Genomic DNA, 17,682 nt, shown 5'->3' on the forward strand with positions numbered 1-17,682 from the left:
CAGTCCAGAAACAAAATTCTATAGTCCGGAAAAACTCCCGAAAAGAATCAAGGGCATAAAGGGTGCCGTGGCGGTCAGGACATCGGCTGCGACGCTAAGTCTCCGGAGTAACGGACATTACCGATGCACAGGTTCACGATCAGCTTGATGGGTGCGCTGCTCAGCATTCCGCTCGTCACAGCCGCGATCGGAGCCACAACCGCAAAGGTGACGCCGATCACAAGGAGCGAGCGCTGCATCGATCTCAATCGCCAGGTAGACGAAGCCCTCGAAACCCATGCCGCGGCAACGCAGGTCACCGCGGCGAAAGCACTGCAAAGAAAGGGAAACCGGTTCTGCGCCAACAAGAAACAGGCACAGGGTATCCGGATGCTCGCGAACGCTTTGAAGCTGCTTGGAGTGACACCGATCGACCCGGTTCAGTGACACTCGAAACTCGACCCGCACAAAGAAGGAAATGAAGCCATGAAAAAGTCCATCCTCTCCGCCACCGGTCTCGCCGTCGCTCTCGCTTTCGCAATGCCGGCTCTGGGCAATGCCGCTGCCACCACGACCGCTGCTCCGGCTGCTTCCACGACCACCGCTCCGGCGACCACGACCGCCAAGCCCCCGGTGAAGAAGGTCGTCGCCAAGAAGCCCGTCAAGAAGCACAAGAAGGCGAAGAAGGTCGTCAAGACGGACGCCCCGAAGGCCTGATCCAGACAGCCAACAGGTTTGTCTGTAACAAGGCCGCTCCAGCACCCCCCGGCTGGAGCGGCCTTGTCGTGTGAGAGCATGATTACCCGTTGATGGGTGCCGGCCACCCAGGACTTTAACCCGTTTGCAATGCCGGTCCGGTAGGATAGCCCGCATGAAGAAGCGGCTTTCATCCATTCTGCGCTCGATGGCCATCGGCGGCCTTGTGGCCTCGGCAATGGTCAGGGTGCTGATCCAGTTCACCGCCAGCCCGGTGCCCGATCCGGTGAGCGGGCGCACGGAGCCGTCGCTGTTTGCACCGGCAATCTCCAGCAGCTGGCAATACATCACACCATGGCAAAGCCTGCTGCTGACCGTGATCACCGGCGCGGCGCTGGCCTGCTTCTTCGGCTGGCTCGCGGTCGCCTGGGTCGAATACAAGGCGGCCGGATCAAGGCCCGATGCGGCATCCAGCGCACGGCAATTCCAGGCTCGTCGCGTCGCCGACCGCCAGGGCCGTTGAACCGCAGCGCACAGCTCCTAAATTTGTGAACGGCAGCACTTCCGGGAAGCCGGTTTGGCGCGCCGATCAAAATGGACGACGGCTTTCCCCCATGACAAAGTGAGAGCGACCCCTCGCGCGATACCGGTTCCCGATGCCTGAAATCAGTTCCAAACCCCGCACCAAGACCAAGCCGCAGACCGAGCGGCCGAAGCTCTACAAGGTCATCCTCATCAATGACGATTTTACGCCGCGCGAATTCGTGGTGACGGTGCTGAAGGGCGAGTTCAAGCTCAGCGAAGACCAGGCGAACCGGGTGATGATCACCGCGCACCGGCTCGGCGTTTGCGTCGTTGCCGTCTTCACCAGGGATGTGGCCGAGACCAAGGCGACACGGGCCATCGACGCGGCCAAGGCCAAGGGGTACCCGCTGCTGTTTACGACGGAGCCGGAGGAGTAGGTTGAGACAATGAGGGGCAGCGCCGAGGTCGATGACAGTTCGCTTGCGCGGGCCGAGGAGATTGCCAACAGCCTCAGGCTCGCGCTGCCCCTCATCCGCCCTTCGGGCACCTTCTCCCCGTGAACCGGGAGAAGGATAAGCGGTGCTACCGTCCCTCTCTGTACCACATCGCGCCCATGGCCAGCAGCAGCAGGCAAAGGCCGAGGAAGCCGCCGAACAAGGGTACGCGCGAGACGGCTTTGAGCACGCTGTCGTCGGTGCTGCGCAGGCCGATCCAGTCTGCGCCCGAGGCCGCACCGGAGGCGCGGACCGGGACGATGGAGGGCAGGGCGACACTGCCGGTGAGCTGGCCAAGGGTGGAGGAGGCCGCCAGCCGGCGCACGCTGCCGCCGGTGGCCTCAGTCGGAGCCTTCAACCGGTCCTCGGTAGAGACGACGTCGGAGAATTCCGGCGCGTTGACCGGGCCGACATGGGCGAGTGCGGTCAGGTCACCATTGCCGATCTGGTAGAGGCCGATCTCCTTGGTCTCGATGCTGCCCAGGAAAACGCCGGGTTCGGACTTCTCCAGCTTCACGATCAGCGCCTTGCCCGAAGGGGTGATCACCTGCGCCGGGCCGGGATCGTCGCTCATCGTCTGGCGGCGGATTTCCAGCATCATGCCGCGGCCGTCGGCAGTCAGCCGCTCTTCCTCGAGTTCAGGTTCCTTCATCAGCCAGTGGGCGATGCGGCGGTAAAGCTGGACATGCGGGCCGCCACCCTCGAAGCCGCGCGCCCATAGCCAGCCCTGATCGGACAGAAGCATGCCGACGCGGCCTTCGCCCTTATGATCGAGCAGAAGCAGCGGGCGGTTGTCGGCGCCCTTCATCACCACTTCGCCTTCGGGGTTCTGTACGCCGATGGTGCGGAACCAGCGGCTCCAGCGCGGCGGCTCGGTCGCCGAGCCGTCGAGGCCGCGCGTCACCGGATGGCGTTGGCCGAGATCGGTGAGGCGCGGATAGAAGGCCTTGTCGATGACTTCGCCGGTCGGCATTGCCGGCAGCGACGACATTAGCGGGGTGCGGGCGATCGAGGCGTCGCCGGCATATTCCGGCCCGGCGGCGATCAGCAGCGCGCCGCCCTTTTCGACATATTCGGAGATGTAGTCGTAATAGAGGATCGGCAGCACGTCGCGGTGCTGGTAGCGGTCGAAGATGATGAGATCGAAATCCTTGATCTTCTCGACGAACAACTCGCGGGTCGGGAAGGCGATCAGCGACAGTTCGTTGATCGGCGTGCCGTCCTGCTTTTCCGGCGGCCGCAAAATAGTGAAATGGACGAGATCGACCGAGGCGTCGGATTTCAGCAGATTGCGCCACGTGCGCTCGCCGGCATGCGGTTCGCCGGAAACCAAAAGCACGCGCAAGTTCTCGCGGATGCCGTCGATCAGCGCGATGGCGCGGTTGTTGGCGTCGGTCAGTTCACCCGGCTCGCGGTCGATGGAGAGTTCGACGATGTTGCGGCCGGCGCCGGGGATGGTCACCTGCAGCGGCATCGCCTGGCCGATGGTCGCCTCTTCGACCGCGACCTGCTCGCCATTTACCGAGACGCGGACATCGACCGGGCCGGTTTCGCCGTCGGTGGCGATGACGCGGTAGGTCATGTCGAGCGGCTTGCCGACGAGGCCGAAGCGCGGCGCGTTCTCGAAGCGGATGCGGCGGTCCTTCTCGTGCTCGTTGCCGGTGATCAGCGCGTGCAGCGGCGCATTGAAGTCGGGGGCGGCCGGTGCGTCATGCACCTCGCCATCGGTGATCATGATGGCGCCACCGATGCGCGAGGGCGGCACGTCGCGGAAGGCGCCTTCAAGCGCTGCAAAAAGCTTGGTCTCGGTGCGCTCGTCGGCGGCTTCCGACTTGCCGGCCTCGACGACGCGGACGTCGAACTGCTTGAAGCGGCCAAGGCGCTGCTGCAAACCGGCAAGCGCTTCGTCGGTCTGTTTGGTCCGGTCGCCGATATCCTGGCTCTGGCTGCGGTCGACGATGACGGCAACGACGCTCTTCAGCGCCTCGCGCTCCTCATCGAGGAAGACCGGATTGAGGAGTGCTGCGCCCAGCGCAATCAGCGCCGCGAAGCGGAAGATCGCGCCGCGCTGGCGAAACCACAAGCCGACAGCGGCCAGCACCAGCAGCGGTGCGAGCACCAAAGCCAGCAAGGGCCAGGACAGCAGCGGTTCGAACGAAATCGACCAGTTCATCGTTTACCCTCCCTCTTGTGGGGAGGGTCGATCCGCGTAGCGGAGCGGGGTGGGGGTAGGCGACAGAGCGCTGGCTGCACCCCCACCCCGGCCCACTGTCTTCGCTTCGCTGCGACAGCGAGCCGACCCTGCCCAAAAGGGGGAGGGTGAGGCTGCGCCGCCGGCGCCAGACAGGATCGAGACGAAATTAGCCAATACAGCCATCCTATTGCCCCAACCGTTCGAGCAGGATGGGCACGTGCACCTGGTCGGATTTGTAGTTGCCGGTCAGCATGTACATCATGATGTTGACGCCGGCGCGCAGCGCATAGATGCGCTGCATCGGATCCGATGGCACGGTCGGCAAAAGCGGGTCACCATTCCCGTCGACGGCCCAGGCGCCGGCAAAATCATTGGCGGTGATCAGGATCGGCGAGACGCCGTCGCCGACGCGTACCGGCCGATTCTCGGCATTGCTGGCCTCGAGCGAGGCTTCCACCCAGAGCGGGCTGCCGGAGAAGCGGCCGGGAAATTCGGGCAGGATGAAGAAGGATTTGGTCAGCACATGGTCGGCGGGCACCGGCTCCAGCGGCGGCACGTTGAGATTGCCGAGAATGTCGCGCAACCGTTCCGTCGCCGGGCTCGCCGAATCCGCACCGATGCCGTTGGCGAACTGGTCGCGCGTGTCGAACAGCACCGTGCCGCCCTGCTGCATATAGGCGTCGATGCGGGCGATCGCGGCTTGGCTCGGCATCGGCGCGGAAGGATCGATCGGCCAGTAGATCAGCGGATAGAAGGAAAGCTCGTCCTTCGAGATATCGACGCCCGCCGGCGCGCCCGGCTCGAGCGCGGTCTTCTCGATCAGGAAGCGGGTCAGGCCTTCGAGCCCGGCGCGGCTGATCGAATCGTCACCGGGCACACCGGTCAGCACATAGGCGATGCGGGTCTTGGCAATATCCTCGATTGCCGCGGCATCGCCGGGCTTGGCGTCGTCGGCGTGGGCGAGGTCGGCATGGCCAAACAGCATGCCGAGGCCAAGCAGCAGCGCAGCCGTCGTTGCTGCGGCCGATCGGCCGCGGCGCGGTCGGCGCGACATCAGCCCGCCCATCCAGAACACCGCCAGCGTGTCGAGCAGCATAAGCGCAAGTGCCGCTGTGACCAGCGATCCCTTGAGGTCGCGCGATTCATCGAAAGCGTACTGGATATTGGTCACCGGCACTGTGAATTGCGGGCGCACCAGCGGCGCGAAGGCGGTGGCCGGTTCGAGCAGATTGTGGGCGAAAACGCCGGTTTCCGAGCCGTAGAGGCCGGGCGGGTTCTCGAACGTCACCGGCAGCGTGCCGGCGCCGGGGACCAGCGGTCGCGCGTCCGGCGTCGGCGGCACCAAAGTGCCGTCGGCGGCTATCATGCGATAAGGTGCCAGCGACGTAGCAGCGGCTTCGGCGTTGGCAACCGCCGCACCCTGGTTGCGCGACAGCTGCACGATGCGCCGCAGCATCTCGACGAAGCTGCCGGAGATCGGCAGCGTCGACCATGTCGCTTCCGGGGTGATGTGGAACAGAACCAGCGTGCCCTTGCCCTTCTTCAACCCGGTCACCAGCGGGGTGCCATCGGCAAGGGTTGCCCAGGTGCGTTCGACGATGTCCGGCGTCGGTTCGGCCAGCACCTGCCGGCTCACCGTGACCTCGGCCGGCGGTGCGAGGTCGGCGAACGGGCCGTTCTTCGGGAATTCGGTCACCGCCTGCGGCGTCGTCCATGACAGCGCGCCGCCAAGCGAGCGCTCGCCGGTGCGCAGCCTGACCGGCAACAGATCATCGTCATTGCCGGCGGCGGCCAGCCGCGAACCGGCAAAGCGCACCAGCGTGCCGCCATTGTCGACCCAGTCGACCAGCCGCTGATGGACCTGCGGCGGAATGGTACCGATATCGGCCATGACGATCATCGCCGGCTTCTGGTCGAGAAGCTGCGGGATGGCGTCGGCGAGATCGACGCTCGACGGTTCGACCAGATCGGCGAAAGGCTGCAGCGCGCGCCTGATGTAATAGAGCGGCGACAGAAGCGGCTGCGCCTGGTCGGCCTCGGCCTGCGATAAAAGTCCGACGCGGCGGCGCTTGGAGCTTTCGTCGAGCACGCGCACCGCACCTGCCTGGCGTTCGCCGTCGAGCGCGATCGAGGCGAAGTCGTTGCGCAGTTCGAACGGCACCGCCATCGTGCCGCTGGCGGTAGTCTCACCCGGCGCGAAGGTCAGCGTCGCGTCGGCGATGCGGCGGCCCTTGTCGTCGAAGGCGCCGGCGGTGACTTGTGCCGGCGCCGGGTCGCCGGGCGCGCGGATGGCGGTCAGGGCGAAGCCGTCGACCTGATTTTCGGCGCCAGTGAGCCCAGTCAGCGCCAGCCGGTCGGAATTGGCCCAGACGACACGGGCGGCATTTTTCGACAGCAGTGTGTTGAAGGCGGCCTCGTCGCCCTTTGCCGCAAGGCCGTCGGCGAGAACGGCAACGCTGGCGCCGGGCAAGGTTTCCAGCACGCCGGCGACGCGGGCATAGACGGCGGGTCGGTCGGTTGGGATCGGCCTCGGCTTGGCGGCGCGCAGCCGGTCGAGGGCAGCCGCGGCATCGAAGGGGCCGATCTCGGCGTTCGGCTTTTCGGCGGTGAAGGCGATGACGACCGGTACGCCGTTCGAACCGGCATCGGCGATCAGCCGCTGGGCGGTGGCGACGCGCTTGCCCCAGTCGGCGGCACTCGCCCAGTCATTGTCGATGACGAGCGCCAGGGCGGCGCCCTCGGCCGGCAATTTTTCGCGCGGATTGAAAACGGGTTCGGCTAATGCCGCGACGACAAGGGCTGCCATCAACAGCCGCAGCAGCGTCAGCCACCACGGGCTCTGCTGCGGCGTTTCCTCGCGCTTCAGCACGCGAGCGAGGATCTTCAGCGGCGGAAACATTTCGGACTGCGGCTTGGGCGGTGTGAGCCTGAGCAGCCACCAGATCACCGGCAGCGCGAGCAGGCCCCACAACACCATGGGAGCGCCAAAGGAGAGCGGCAGCCAGCTCATGCGCCGGCCCTTCCCACGAATGCGCCATCGGCGGTCATCGCCATGTGGATGCGCACCAGCGCCTCGGAAGCGAGGCGATCGGTGTGGTTGACGGTGTAGCTCCAGCCGAGGCGCTTGCACCAGCTGGCCATCTCCTGGCGGCGGGCGGTGTAGAGCAGGCGGTATTCGTCGCCGAGCATTTCGGCGCGGCCGGCGGTCAACTTGTCGCCGGTCTCGGGATCGGTGAATTCGGTGCGGCCGGCATAAGGAAAGGTCTCCTCCGCCGGATCGGCAACCTCGATCAGATGCGCACGCACGCCATGCCGCGCCAGCACATCGAGCCATTCCATGGTCTCCTCGACCGGGTCGAGGAAATCGCTCACGACGACGATGTCGCAGAAGCGGCGGATGGCGGACAGGTCAGGCTTTGCTGGCAGGTCCGCGGCGTGCATCAATTGCGCTGCGATGCGCTCGGCGCCGTTGCGGGCGGTGAACGGATCTGTCAGGCCGGGCCATGCGATGCGCTCGCCGCTGCGAGATAGCAATTCGGCCATGGCCAGTGCCAGCACCAGCGCGCGCGATTCCTTGGAAACGCTGGCGCCAGTCGATTTGTAGAGCATGGAGGGCGATGGGTCGGCCCAAAGCCACACCGTGTGGGCTGCTTCCCATTCGCGGTCGCGCACATAGGTGTGGTCGTCCCGGGCCGAACGGCGCCAGTCGATGCGCGAGGAATCGCCTTCGACATAGGGGCGGAACTGCCAGAAATTCTCGCCGATGCCGCGCTTGCGGCGGCCATGCCAGCCGGCAATTACCGTATTGACGATACGGCGTGCCTCGACCAGCAGGTCCGGCACCAGCGAAGCCCGCAACCGGCCCCTGGCGAGCGCGTCGCGCGTCGCTGCCGGTGCCTGGACTTCGCCGATACGTGCCATCAGATTCCTTTGGCCAGTTTCGCCACCACGTCGCGCACAGTCGTGCCCTCGGCGCGGGCGGCAAAGGTCAGCGCCATGCGGTGCTGCAGCACCGGTTCGGCCACCGCGCGGATGTCGTCCACCGACGGCGCAAGCCGCCCGTCATAAAGCGCGCGCGCACGGGCGCACAGCGTCAGCGCCTGGCTGGCGCGCGGGCCGGGACCCCAGGCGACATGCTTGTCGGTCTCGGCATTGCCCTGGCCGGGACGCGCCGAACGCACCAGTTTGAGGATGGCGTCGACGACGCTTTCGGGCACCGGCATACGGCGGATCAGCGTCTGAATTTCCCTCAGCCGCGGCGGCTGCAGCACGTTTTGCGCCTTGGCGTCCTCGATGCCGGTGGTTTCGAGCAGGATGCGCCGCTCGGCCTCGATTTCGGGATAAAGGATGTCGACCTGCATCAGGAAGCGGTCGAGCTGCGCTTCGGGCAGGGGATAGGTGCCTTCCTGCTCCAGCGGGTTTTGCGTCGCCAGTACATGGAAGGGCGCGGGCAGGTCGTGGCGAATGCCGGCGATGGTGACGTGATATTCCTGCATCGCCTGCAGCAGCGCCGACTGGGTGCGCGGCGAGGCGCGGTTGATCTCGTCGGCCATCAGCAATTGCGCGAAGATCGGGCCGGAGATGAAGCGGAAGGAGCGCTTGCCGGCCTCGTCCTGTTCCATCACCTCTGAGCCGAGAATGTCCGACGGCATCAGGTCGGGTGTGAACTGGATGCGGCGCGAATCGAGGCCGAGCACGACACCGAGCGTTTCGACCAGCTTGGTCTTGGCAAGGCCGGGCACGCCGACCAGCAGCGCATGGCCGCCGGCAAGCAGCGCCACCAGCGTGCGCTCGACCACCACTTCCTGGCCGAAAATGACGCGGCCGACGCCGTCGCGCACCCTGGAAATATCGGCCAGCGCCGTCTCGGCCTGGGCGATCATGTCCTTTTCGCTGATTGGGCTTTCCTTGACCATTACGCTCATGCCGCATCGATCCTTGTGCTGGAAGTACCGGCTTGCACTGTAGAGCCTTAGAATGCCGCGATTCGGCTTCGCCTGGCGCCTACGAATGAATTTAAATCACAGACTTAGGCTGACAAGCGGAACAACAGTGACTATTTCGTGACCATGACGGAACGCTCCGAACATCGCGAACACAGCCTTGCTGCCGCAACCGAGGCGCGCGGTCTCGAAGCGTTGATCTCGCGTGCGGCTCGCGCCGGCAAGGGCGCGGCGCCGGTGGAGCGCTGGAATCCCGACTTTTGCGGCGATCTCGACATGGAGATCAAACAAGACGGAACGTGGTTCTATCTCGGCACGCCGATCGGCCGCATGCCGCTGGTGCAGCTGTTTTCCAGCGTGCTGCGCAAGGACGAGGATGGCAGGACCTATCTGGTGACGCCGGTCGAACGGGTCGGCATCCGCGTCGTGGACGCGCCTTTCATCGCGGTTGAAATGGATGTTTCCGGCGCCGGCGCCGAGCAGACCATCACTTTCCGCACCAATGTCGGCGATGTCGTCGAGGCCGGACCTGGCCATCCGCTGCGCTTCGTCGACGAGAACGAGACCGGCGGCCTGAAGCCCTATGTGCTGGTGCGCGGGAGACTGGAAGCGCTGGTGGCGCGGCCGGTGATGTACGAACTGGTCGAGCATGGCGAGGAGATCGATATCGGCGGCAAGACGATGTTTGCCGTGCGCTCGAAAGGCGAAATCTATCCGATCATGCCGGCGGAAAAACTGAAGCGGCTGAGCGCATGATGGATCAGGTGAGGCCGCCGCCGTTTTCCACAGCGGATTTTCGCGCGCGGGTCGCCGCGCAAGCTGAAGCCCATGCCGGCGACGATTATGGCGATCATCGCTTCAACCCCGGCCATCCACGGTTGACGCAGCTCAAAGCGCTGCGCGACGCCGCGGTGCTGATCCCGGTCGTCGATCATGGACGCGATGCGACCGTGCTTTTGACCAAGCGGGCGGAAAAACTGCGCAGCCATTCCGGGCAGGTGGCTTTTCCTGGCGGCACCATTGATCCCACCGATGCGACCCCGGAAGCAGCGGCCTTGCGCGAGACCTTCGAGGAGATCGGCCTCGGCCATGACCGCATCGAGATCATCGGCCGCATGCCCGATTATGTCGCCGGCAGCGGCTATCGCATCGCGCCGGTGCTGGCGATCGTCGAGCCCGGTTTTACGCTGTCGCTCAATTCCGACGAGGTCGACGCCGCCTTCGAAGTGCCGCTTTCGTTCCTGATGGATCCGGCCAACCACACCAGGGACAGCCGCATGTGGAACGACCTGGAATGGTTCTTCTACGATATGCCCTATGGCGGCCAGCGCATCTGGGGCGTCACCGCCGGCATCATCCGCACGCTCTATGAAAGGCTCTATGCTTGAGTGATCCGATATCGCTGGCGGGCAGAGCCGACTGGCTGGGTGAAAAGCATCTGCAGCGGCTGCTTGCCGTGCTGGCGCAGGGCGGCGAGGAAGCCCGCATCGCGGGCGGCGCGGTGCGCAATGCGCTGATTGGGCAGCTGGTCGCCGATATCGACGTTGCTACCACTTGCCTGCCCGAGGAAACCGTTCGCCGCGCCGAGGCGGCGGGCTTCAAGGCGGTGCCGACCGGCATCGAGCACGGCACGATCACGGTGATTGCCGGCGGCGCGCCCTATGAGGTCACCACGCTGCGCGCCGACATCGAGACCGATGGCCGCCGCGCCAAAGTGTCGTTCGGCCGCGACTGGAAGGCCGACGCCGAACGGCGCGATTTCACCATCAACGCGCTCTATGCGGAGGCTGACGGGACGGTCGTGGACCTGGTCGGCGGCGTCGGCGATATCGAGGCACGAAGGCTGCGCTTCATTGGCGATGCCGAGCAGCGGATCCGCGAAGACTATCTGCGCATCCTGCGTTTCTTCCGCTTTTTCGCCTGGTATGGCGAGGGTCGGCCCGATGCCGAGGGATTGAAGGCCTGCGCCCGGCTCAAGGACGGTCTCGCCCATCTCTCGGCCGAACGCATCTGGTCCGAGCTGAAGAAGTTGTTATCGGCCCCAGATCCGTCGCGCGCCTTGCTGTGGATGCGCCAGGCCGGCGTGCTCACCAGCGCCCTGCCGGAAAGCGAGAAATGGGGCATCGATGCCATTCATGGGCTGACCAAGACAGAAAAGGATCTGGGCTGGGCGCCGGACCCGCTGCTCAGGCTGGAGGCGATCGTGCCGCCCGATGCGGAGAGGATGAAGACACTGGCCAAGCGGCTGAAACTTTCGACCACTGAGGCGGAGCGCCTGCGCCACTGGGCGCTGACGGCTGCCGTCGAGCCCAAGACAAGCGAAGCGGAACTGGCCAAGAAACTCTATTCCGGGGAGCGCCAGGGTTTTCTCGATCGCCTGCGGCTGTCGCTGGCGTCGGCGCGAGCGCGGGCTCTCGAGGACAATGACGCGCTGGTTCAGGCCGGCGGGTTTTCGCGCCTGCTCGCTTTTGCCCTGAAATGGGAAAAACCGGTGTTCCCAGTCAAGGGCGGCGATCTGACGGCGCTTGGCGCGTCGCCGGGGCCAATACTCGGTGCGATCCTGAAAAACCTGGAAAAGGAATGGATCGGGTCCGGCTTTGCGCTTGATCGCGACGCGCTGCTGGAGCGCGCCGCGGAAGCCTTGAAGGCCAGATAGGACTGCTCAGGCCGCGTCGCGAACTTTCTCGATGCGCGAGCGGATCGCCTCGATCATCGTCTCGCGAATGACCGTTTCGCCATGTGTCTCGCGCATATGGTCGACGGCGCGGCGCATGACCTCGGCTTCCTCACCGGCACGGGTGTGCCACTCACAGCCGGGAACCAGCGAGCCGCAATGGAATTCCTTCATGGGATTTTCTCCTTTTCCTCCTTGGAGCCTGTGCCTCTCATGGGCACACGAAGCTCCGCCATCTCTGTTCCGCCCTGTCACAGCAGTCGGTTTCGGGGGCGCGCACGGGGGAGTTAGCATAACACGGTTCCACGAGTTTGGTTGCCGTGGGGGCGAAAAAGGCGGAGCAGCGCTGCTCCGCCCCCTCTTGCCAGGCTAAGCCAAGGCGAGAACGTTCGGTCTTGTCCCGATCACTTCTCGATCTTGACGGACTCGGCAACCTTGTTCTTGCCGCTCATGTCCCAGGAAACGCGGACCTTTTCGCCTGCCTTCAGGCCAGGATCCTTGAAGGTCTTGGGCAGCGTAAAGGTCGATCCATCGTCCAGAACGAGGCTCATGGCCGTGCCATCATAGGTCTTGACCGTGCCCGTGGTGTGCTTGACCGCGGCAAAGGCAATCGAGCCGGAAGCGAGAAGGGCAGCGGCGGCTGCCGAAACAATGAGCTTTCGCATGTAATACTCCTGGAAATGCGGGCATCCGTTTGGAAAATGCTCCGCCTTGTTCAGGGCCGTCCGGTAGCGTCGTGTCGCGGTTCGGGACTGAACCGCCGGCGCTTCCCGGCCCGAAACGACAAATAGTCGTTTTATTTCAATCGCCTATTAGACGAAAAAGATAATGGCGATGCCACATTGGCTGCCCAGATTCGGCGAATGGGACGTCAATGCGGCTCACGTTTCGCTCACCGATTTTTTACGGCCACCTGACCTCCGGCGGCAGGCTGGACAGGATCGAAGCGACATTGCCGCCGGTCTTCAGGCCGAAGATGGTGCCGCGATCGTGAAGAAGGTTGAATTCGACGTAACGGCCGCGGCGAATGAGCTGCTCGTCGCGGTCGTCGTCGGTCCAGTTCTCGTTGAAATGGGCGCGAACCAGGTGTCCGTAGACGACAAGGAAAGAACGCCCGACATCCTGGACGAAGTTCAAATCGGCATTCCAGCCGCCTTTCTCCTCCCCCGAATGCAGCCAGTCGAAAAAGATGCCGCCGACGCCGCGCGGCTCGTGGCGGTGCGGCAGATAGAAATACTCGTCGCACCAGGCCTTGAATTTGGGGTGGTCGGCGATCGCAGCGTTCTTCTCGCAGGCGAACTGCATGGCTCGATGGAAGGCGACCGTGTCGGGGTGATCTTCCGTGCGGTTGCGGTCGAGCACCGGCGTCAGATCGGCGCCGCCGCCAAACCAGTGGCGCGACGTCACGACCATGCGGGTGTTCATGTGCACGGCCGGCACGTTGGGGTTCCAGGGATGCGCGATCAACGAAATGCCTGATGCCCAGAAGCTCGGGTCTTCCTCGGCGCCGGGCATCTGCTTCCTGAATTCGGGCGAGAATTCGCCATAGACGGTCGAAGTATGGACGCCGACCTTCTCGAAGACGCGGCCGCGCATCATCGCCATGGCGCCGCCGCCGCCCTTTCCATTGTCGCGTTCCCACGGCGTCTTCTCGAAGCTGCCGGGCGACCATTCGGCCAGTGGTCCCTGCAGTTCCTGTTCGATCTGCTCGAAGGTTGTGCAAATGCGCTCGCGCAGCGTCTCGAACCAGAGCCTGGCCTTCATTTTCTTCTGTTCGATGTCGGGTGGCAGGCCTGCCGGTATTTCTGGTCGTTCCAAAATGCTGTCTCCGGTCGCGGCCGACAAAGGACCTAGTGGAGTGAATTTGACATTTGCACACAGCGTGGCGCAGGGCACGATGCAAATGTCAAATTCGAAAACTCCACCAGAAACATAAACTTGCTAGCGGTCCTTGTGATTCCAACATTCGCAACGGCGCCTGGGGATTAGGGAGGCGAATGTTGGAATCGGACCACTAGCCTTTTCCGGGCGCGATCCCTAATCTCTTAGGGGCAAGGGTCAAGTGTCATCTGGTTCGGCCCAGGAGTTCTTTCATGCGCACGCCGGCAAGACCGCCGCTGCATGGCCTGAAGAAAAGGCTCGATCGTTCACGCGCCGAGCGCGAGCGCATGCCGCGTGACGGGTTTTTGCGCGAGACCTTCGTCCTGCCGCGCCCGGATGCGCGGCTCAAGGCCAAGGAATGGTTCGAGCGTTTTCCCAAGCAGGCCTACTGGACCGAGATCGAAAGCTGGTTCGAGCGGCCGGGCGACGTAATCGAATTCACCATACGGCGGCTGCCCGCGGCGGATTAGGATTCCACAAGCAGTCGCCTTGCGCCCGGCCCTTGCGCACTCAAGCGATCTTCCCTGTTTCGCAGCGGGCATTTGTCGATCGACATGCAGCCGCAGCCGATGCAGTCGGTAAGGCCGTCGCGCAGCTTCTTTAGCTGAGTGATCTTGCGATCGAGGTCGTCGCGCCAGCCGGTCGACAACAGGTTCCAGTCCTCGCGCGTCGGGGTACGGCCTTCTGGCAGCGATTCAAGTGCGGCGCCGATCTCGGCCAGCGAGATGCCGACCTCCTGGGCGATCCGGATGATCGCCACCCGCCGCAGCACGTCGCGGCCATAGCGCCGCTGGTTGCCCGACGTGCGGTGGCTGCGGATCAGCCCGCGCGCCTCGTAGAAATGCAGCGCCGACACCGCCACGCCGCTGCGCATGGCCAACTGGCCGACCGTCAATTCCTTTACCGGAGCCATCTCGATTTTCCGCTTGACCTCAACTTAAGTTGAGCTTGTAGCCAGGAAATGTCGATAGGGCAATTGAGGAGAAGGCGATGTGCGCCTGGGTGAGAATGATGCAAGACGCAAGGGCCGTTGGCGATGACGACAACGCGTTGAAGGTTCTAGCCGAGTTGCCGGATGGCTTCACCGGCGACCATGGCGACGGACAGCGCGACGTTGATGCTGCGCGTGCCCGGCTGCATCGGGATCGTCAGCCGCGCATCCGCCGCCTGATGGACAGGATCCGGCACGCCGGCGGATTCGCGGCCGAACAGCAGGATGTCGCCTTGGGCGAAGCTGAAGCCCGTATAGGGGGTCGCGGCTTTGGTGGTGAGCAGCACCAGCCGGCAGGCTTGGCCCTTGCGCCAATCCTCGAAGGCGTTCCAGTCGACATGCCGGGTCAGGGCAGCCATTTCGAGGTAGTCCATCCCGGCGCGCGTGAGCGCTTTGTCGGAGAGCGGAAAGCCGGCTGGTTCGATGATGTCGACGCCAAGGCCGAGGCAGGCGGCGAAGCGCAGGATTGTTCCGGTGTTGCCGGCGATGTCAGGCTGGTAGAGGGCGATGCGGAGACGGTGGTTCATTTCCGCGTCTTTCTAATAAGTGGCAGATCGGCCACAGCGGGTGGCTGGTTTTGGAAATTGCTGGACCTGCGGGTGGCCATTTTCTGCGAAGTCGATTATACCGCACGCATTGTCAACCCGAACCGATGGAGGGGTATTTCATGATGACCATGCACATCCAGCGCCCCTCCCGTGGGCTTACCTGCCCGCCGGCGGTTTCGGTACGACGATTTACCTGATTTCTTAGATCTGATCGCACCGATTCCCGCCGAACCCAATTTTCGGCTCTCGAAGGAATCCTGCGATGTTTTTCAAACCGTTAAAGGGGCCAAGCGCCCCAGCTGAGCATGTCGCGACCGAGGCCTATCGTCGTGTCCCGACGGATGCAATCCGTGCCTCCGGCCGAAGGCCGGCGCACGACATTGCTTCGCCTTTTTATGTCTATTTTCACACGGAGGACGGACCGATGTTCGATCCCTATAAGATACCGGGTTCAAGAAGCCTGCACGAACGCAAGACGGCGACCTGGGCGTTGCTGGTCGGCGAGACGTATTCGTCGGCGGTTCACGCCCAGATGCGCCGGCGTCCGCATCGCGGCATGTTGCCGGATGTCGATTTCTCGCGTGCGGTTCCCGACCACAGCCGGCCGTCGCTGGTGCGCCGGATCATCCGGCTGATCCGGCCGGGCGCGAAAAACCGGACTGGCGGCGGCGTGCCGTCAGCTCAGTCGAAGGCTTCTGTCGGTGAAAAGCCCGCAAGTCCCTATATTGCGCGAAGCAGGACCGATGGCCCGGGTGATTCCGGGCCGTCGGTCCCCGCCGACGTACGGTCTGGGGACGCGGAGCGCCCCGGGGATTTTTCCCGCGCCGCATGAGCGGACAAAAGTTTTGTGAGCATCACTATGTTTAGCTGGTTTGAAAGAAGGCTCGATCCGTTCCCCGCAGCGGAACCGGTCGAGCCGCCGAAGACGCTGGTTGCCTTCTGCGTGCATTATACGCGCGGCGCCTGGCCATACATCATCCTGGACGCGGTGCTGGTGACGGCGATTGCCATCGCGGAAGTGTGGATGTTCGGCTTCATGGGCCACATCGTCGACTGGCTGTCCGGGCAGAACCGCGAAACCTTCCTGCAGACCGAGAGCTGGAAGCTCGCCGGCATGGCCTTCGTCGTGCTGTTCGCGCTGCCAGGTACAGTATGGCTGCATTCTTTGCTCAACCAGCAGACGCTGATGGGCAACTACCCCATGCGCATCCGATGGCAGGTGCATCGTTATCTCTTGAAGCAGTCGATGAGCTTCTACCAGGACGAATTCGCCGGCCGCATCGCCACCAAGCTGATGCAGACGGCACTCGCCGTGCGCGAATGCGTCATCAAGGTGATCGAGGTGCTCAATTACGTAATCGTCTATTTCCTCGGCATGCTGTTCATCGTCGGCTCGGCCGACTTGCGGCTGGCGGCACCTCTCGGCGTCTGGCTGCTCGGCTATATCGGGTTGTTGCGCTATATCATCCCGAAGCTGGGCAAGGTCGGGGAGGCGCAGGCCAATGCGCGCTCGACTATGACCGGCCGCGTCGTTGACAGCTACACCAACATCCAGACGGTCAAGTTGTTTTCCCATGCACGGCGCGAAGCAACGTTCGCCAAAGAAGGCATGGCAGGCTTCCTCGACACGGTCTACCGGTCGATGCGGCTGGTGACGGTGCTTTACGGCCTGCTCTATATCCTCAACGCGCTGCTCCTGTTTTCGGTGACGGCGACGGCGCTGTGGCTGTGGCTCGGCCAGGCGGTGACGATCGGCGCCGTCGCCGTGGTCATCGGCCTCGTGCTCCGTATGTGGGGCATGTCGCAGTGGATCATGTGGGAAATGTCGAGCCTGTTCGAGAACATCGGCACGGTGCAAGACGGTATCGCCTCGATCTCGCTGCCGCGCCTGGTCGAAGACCGGCCGGGGGCGAAGGACATTGCCGTCACCAAGGGCGAGATCCGCTTCGACGACATTCGTTTCCACTATGGCAAGCAGAAGGGCGTCATCGAGAACCTGTCGCTGACGGTGAAGCCCGGCGAGAAAGTCGGCATTGTCGGGCGCTCGGGCGCGGGCAAGTCGACGCTGGTCAATCTCCTGTTGCGGTTCTACGACCTCGAGAACGGCCGGATCCTGATCGACGGCCAGGAGATCGCTTCGGTGACGCAGGATTCGCTGCGCGCGCAGATCGGCATGGTGACGCAGGACACTTCGCTGCTGCATCGTTCTGTGCGCGACAATATCCTTTACGGGCGGCCCGATGCGACGGAGGAAATGGTTATCGAGGCAGCCGGGCGGGCCGAGGCGCTGGAGTTTATCGGCAGGCTTTCGGATCACACCGGACGTAAAGGGCTCGACGCTCATGTCGGCGACCGCGGCGTCAAATTGTCCGGCGGCCAGCGGCAACGCATCGCCATTGCTCGCGTTATGTTGAAGGACGCACCGATACTTATCCTTGACGAAGCGACGTCGGCGCTGGATTCCGAAGCCGAGGCCGCCATCCAGGAGAATCTCTACAAGCTCATGCAAGGCAAGACCGTCATCGCCATTGCGCACCGGCTGTCGACCATCGCGGCGATGGACAGGCTCGTCGTCCTCGACAAGGGCCGTGTCATCGAGGAGGGGTCGCACGAGGAACTCGTCGCCAGCGGCGGGCTCTACGCGCAGCTCTGGCAGCGCCAGTCGGGCGGGTTCCTGCTCGACGACGGTCCGGTCGATGCCGCCAATGACGCTGTTGCCAACGACATCGGCGTGAAGGGTGAAGCCGCAGAGTGATG

19 protein-coding genes are annotated in these 17,682 nt (G+C 64.0%); 10 read left to right on the plus strand and 9 right to left on the minus strand.

The annotated features are described in order from the left end of the window. The first annotated feature begins 123 nt into the window (after positions 1–123). The 4 genes from NKJ57_RS02830 (at position 124) to clpS (ending at position 1,637) form a co-directional block, all read left to right on the plus strand. Positions 124–426 carry a hypothetical protein gene (locus NKJ57_RS02830; RefSeq protein ID WP_023705925.1) on the plus strand — a complete coding sequence of 101 codons (303 nt, stop codon included), beginning with the start codon at positions 124–126 and terminating at the stop codon, positions 424–426. 39 nt (positions 427–465) lie between these two features. Next, on the plus strand, positions 466–696 hold the full coding sequence (locus NKJ57_RS02835) for a hypothetical protein (RefSeq protein ID WP_023670004.1): 231 nt from the start codon (positions 466–468) through the stop codon (positions 694–696). 154 nt (positions 697–850) lie between these two features. Then, on the plus strand, positions 851–1,198 hold the full coding sequence (locus NKJ57_RS02840) for a hypothetical protein (RefSeq protein WP_023705924.1): 348 nt from the start codon (positions 851–853) through the stop codon (positions 1,196–1,198). Between the two features lie 133 nt (positions 1,199–1,331). Beyond that, positions 1,332–1,637 (plus strand): ATP-dependent Clp protease adapter ClpS, encoded by a 306-nt coding sequence (gene clpS, locus NKJ57_RS02845; protein ID WP_023683679.1) that lies wholly within the window; start codon positions 1,332–1,334, stop codon positions 1,635–1,637. A 145-nt stretch (positions 1,638–1,782) separates the two neighbouring features. On the opposite strand, the gene NKJ57_RS02850 is transcribed toward clpS, so the two are convergent. The 4 genes from NKJ57_RS02850 to NKJ57_RS02865 all read right to left on the minus strand — a co-directional run bounded on the left by NKJ57_RS02850 (position 1,783) and on the right by NKJ57_RS02865 (position 8,813). After that, positions 1,783–3,867, minus strand: a complete 2,085-nt coding sequence (locus tag NKJ57_RS02850; protein ID WP_352510473.1) for a hypothetical protein — start codon at positions 3,865–3,867, stop codon at positions 1,783–1,785. A 205-nt stretch (positions 3,868–4,072) separates the two neighbouring features. Continuing rightward, positions 4,073–6,898: a DUF4159 domain-containing protein gene (locus tag NKJ57_RS02855; RefSeq protein ID WP_023686149.1), complete on the minus strand. Its 2,826-nt coding sequence runs from the start codon at positions 6,896–6,898 to the stop codon at positions 4,073–4,075. Continuing rightward, a complete protein-coding gene (locus NKJ57_RS02860) occupies positions 6,895–7,809 on the minus strand; it encodes a DUF58 domain-containing protein (RefSeq protein WP_023683683.1) in 915 nt (304 codons plus the stop codon). The genes NKJ57_RS02855 and NKJ57_RS02860 overlap by 4 nt, the downstream gene beginning before the upstream one ends. Further along, the gene (locus tag NKJ57_RS02865; protein WP_352510474.1) at positions 7,809–8,813 is read right to left on the minus strand and encodes an AAA family ATPase; all 1,005 of its coding nucleotides are present in this window, start codon (positions 8,811–8,813) and stop codon (positions 7,809–7,811) included. The genes NKJ57_RS02860 and NKJ57_RS02865 overlap by 1 nt, the downstream gene beginning before the upstream one ends. A 144-nt stretch (positions 8,814–8,957) precedes the next feature. Between NKJ57_RS02865 and NKJ57_RS02870 the strand changes: the two genes are divergently transcribed. The 3 genes from NKJ57_RS02870 to NKJ57_RS02880 are packed head-to-tail and all read left to right on the plus strand — an operon-like array spanning position 8,958 to position 11,487. Then, a complete protein-coding gene (locus NKJ57_RS02870) occupies positions 8,958–9,587 on the plus strand; it encodes a DUF1285 domain-containing protein (RefSeq protein ID WP_023670010.1) in 630 nt (209 codons plus the stop codon). After that, a complete protein-coding gene (locus tag NKJ57_RS02875) occupies positions 9,587–10,219 on the plus strand; it encodes a CoA pyrophosphatase (protein WP_023683684.1) in 633 nt (210 codons plus the stop codon). The genes NKJ57_RS02870 and NKJ57_RS02875 overlap by 1 nt, the downstream gene beginning before the upstream one ends. Beyond that, positions 10,216–11,487 (plus strand): CCA tRNA nucleotidyltransferase, encoded by a 1,272-nt coding sequence (locus NKJ57_RS02880; protein WP_352510475.1) that lies wholly within the window; start codon positions 10,216–10,218, stop codon positions 11,485–11,487. Before NKJ57_RS02875 ends, NKJ57_RS02880 begins: the two co-directional genes overlap by 4 nt. A gap of 6 nt (positions 11,488–11,493) precedes the next feature. Here NKJ57_RS02880 and NKJ57_RS02885 read toward each other — a convergent pair whose 3' ends face one another. From NKJ57_RS02885 to hemF, 3 genes are all read right to left on the minus strand, one after another. Beyond that, positions 11,494–11,679: a DUF1059 domain-containing protein gene (locus NKJ57_RS02885; protein WP_023670013.1), complete on the minus strand. Its 186-nt coding sequence runs from the start codon at positions 11,677–11,679 to the stop codon at positions 11,494–11,496. Positions 11,680–11,909: 230 nt separating this feature from the next. Beyond that, complete coding sequence (locus NKJ57_RS02890) at positions 11,910–12,170, minus strand: DUF1344 domain-containing protein (RefSeq protein WP_023686144.1); 261 nt, start codon at positions 12,168–12,170, stop codon at positions 11,910–11,912. 238 nt (positions 12,171–12,408) lie between these two features. After that, positions 12,409–13,323 carry an oxygen-dependent coproporphyrinogen oxidase gene (hemF, locus tag NKJ57_RS02895; RefSeq protein WP_023695814.1) on the minus strand — a complete coding sequence of 305 codons (915 nt, stop codon included), beginning with the start codon at positions 13,321–13,323 and terminating at the stop codon, positions 12,409–12,411. Between the two features lie 275 nt (positions 13,324–13,598). On the opposite strand from hemF, the gene NKJ57_RS02900 reads away from it, so the two are divergent. Next, entirely contained in the window at positions 13,599–13,856 is a 258-nt protein-coding gene (locus tag NKJ57_RS02900) for a hypothetical protein (protein WP_023683688.1), read from the plus strand. Here the strand turns inward: NKJ57_RS02900 and soxR are convergent. Beyond that, positions 13,853–14,299: a redox-sensitive transcriptional activator SoxR gene (gene soxR / locus NKJ57_RS02905; protein WP_023691595.1), complete on the minus strand. Its 447-nt coding sequence runs from the start codon at positions 14,297–14,299 to the stop codon at positions 13,853–13,855. The genes NKJ57_RS02900 and soxR overlap by 4 nt on opposite strands. Before the next feature lie 146 nt (positions 14,300–14,445). Continuing rightward, positions 14,446–14,904: a tRNA (cytidine(34)-2'-O)-methyltransferase gene (locus tag NKJ57_RS02910; protein ID WP_352510476.1), complete on the minus strand. Its 459-nt coding sequence runs from the start codon at positions 14,902–14,904 to the stop codon at positions 14,446–14,448. 445 nt (positions 14,905–15,349) lie between these two features. Here NKJ57_RS02910 and NKJ57_RS02915 point away from each other — a divergent pair, with 445 nt between their 5' ends. After that, on the plus strand, positions 15,350–15,757 hold the full coding sequence (locus NKJ57_RS02915) for a hypothetical protein (protein ID WP_023728260.1): 408 nt from the start codon (positions 15,350–15,352) through the stop codon (positions 15,755–15,757). A 27-nt stretch (positions 15,758–15,784) separates the two neighbouring features. Next, positions 15,785–17,680 (plus strand): ABC transporter ATP-binding protein, encoded by a 1,896-nt coding sequence (locus NKJ57_RS02920; RefSeq protein ID WP_352510477.1) that lies wholly within the window; start codon positions 15,785–15,787, stop codon positions 17,678–17,680. Positions 17,681–17,682 lie beyond the last annotated feature (2 nt).

Origin of the sequence: Mesorhizobium sp. M0077 (assembly GCF_040322955.1) — a bacterium.
Classification (GTDB): Bacteria; Pseudomonadota; Alphaproteobacteria; order Rhizobiales; family Rhizobiaceae; genus Mesorhizobium.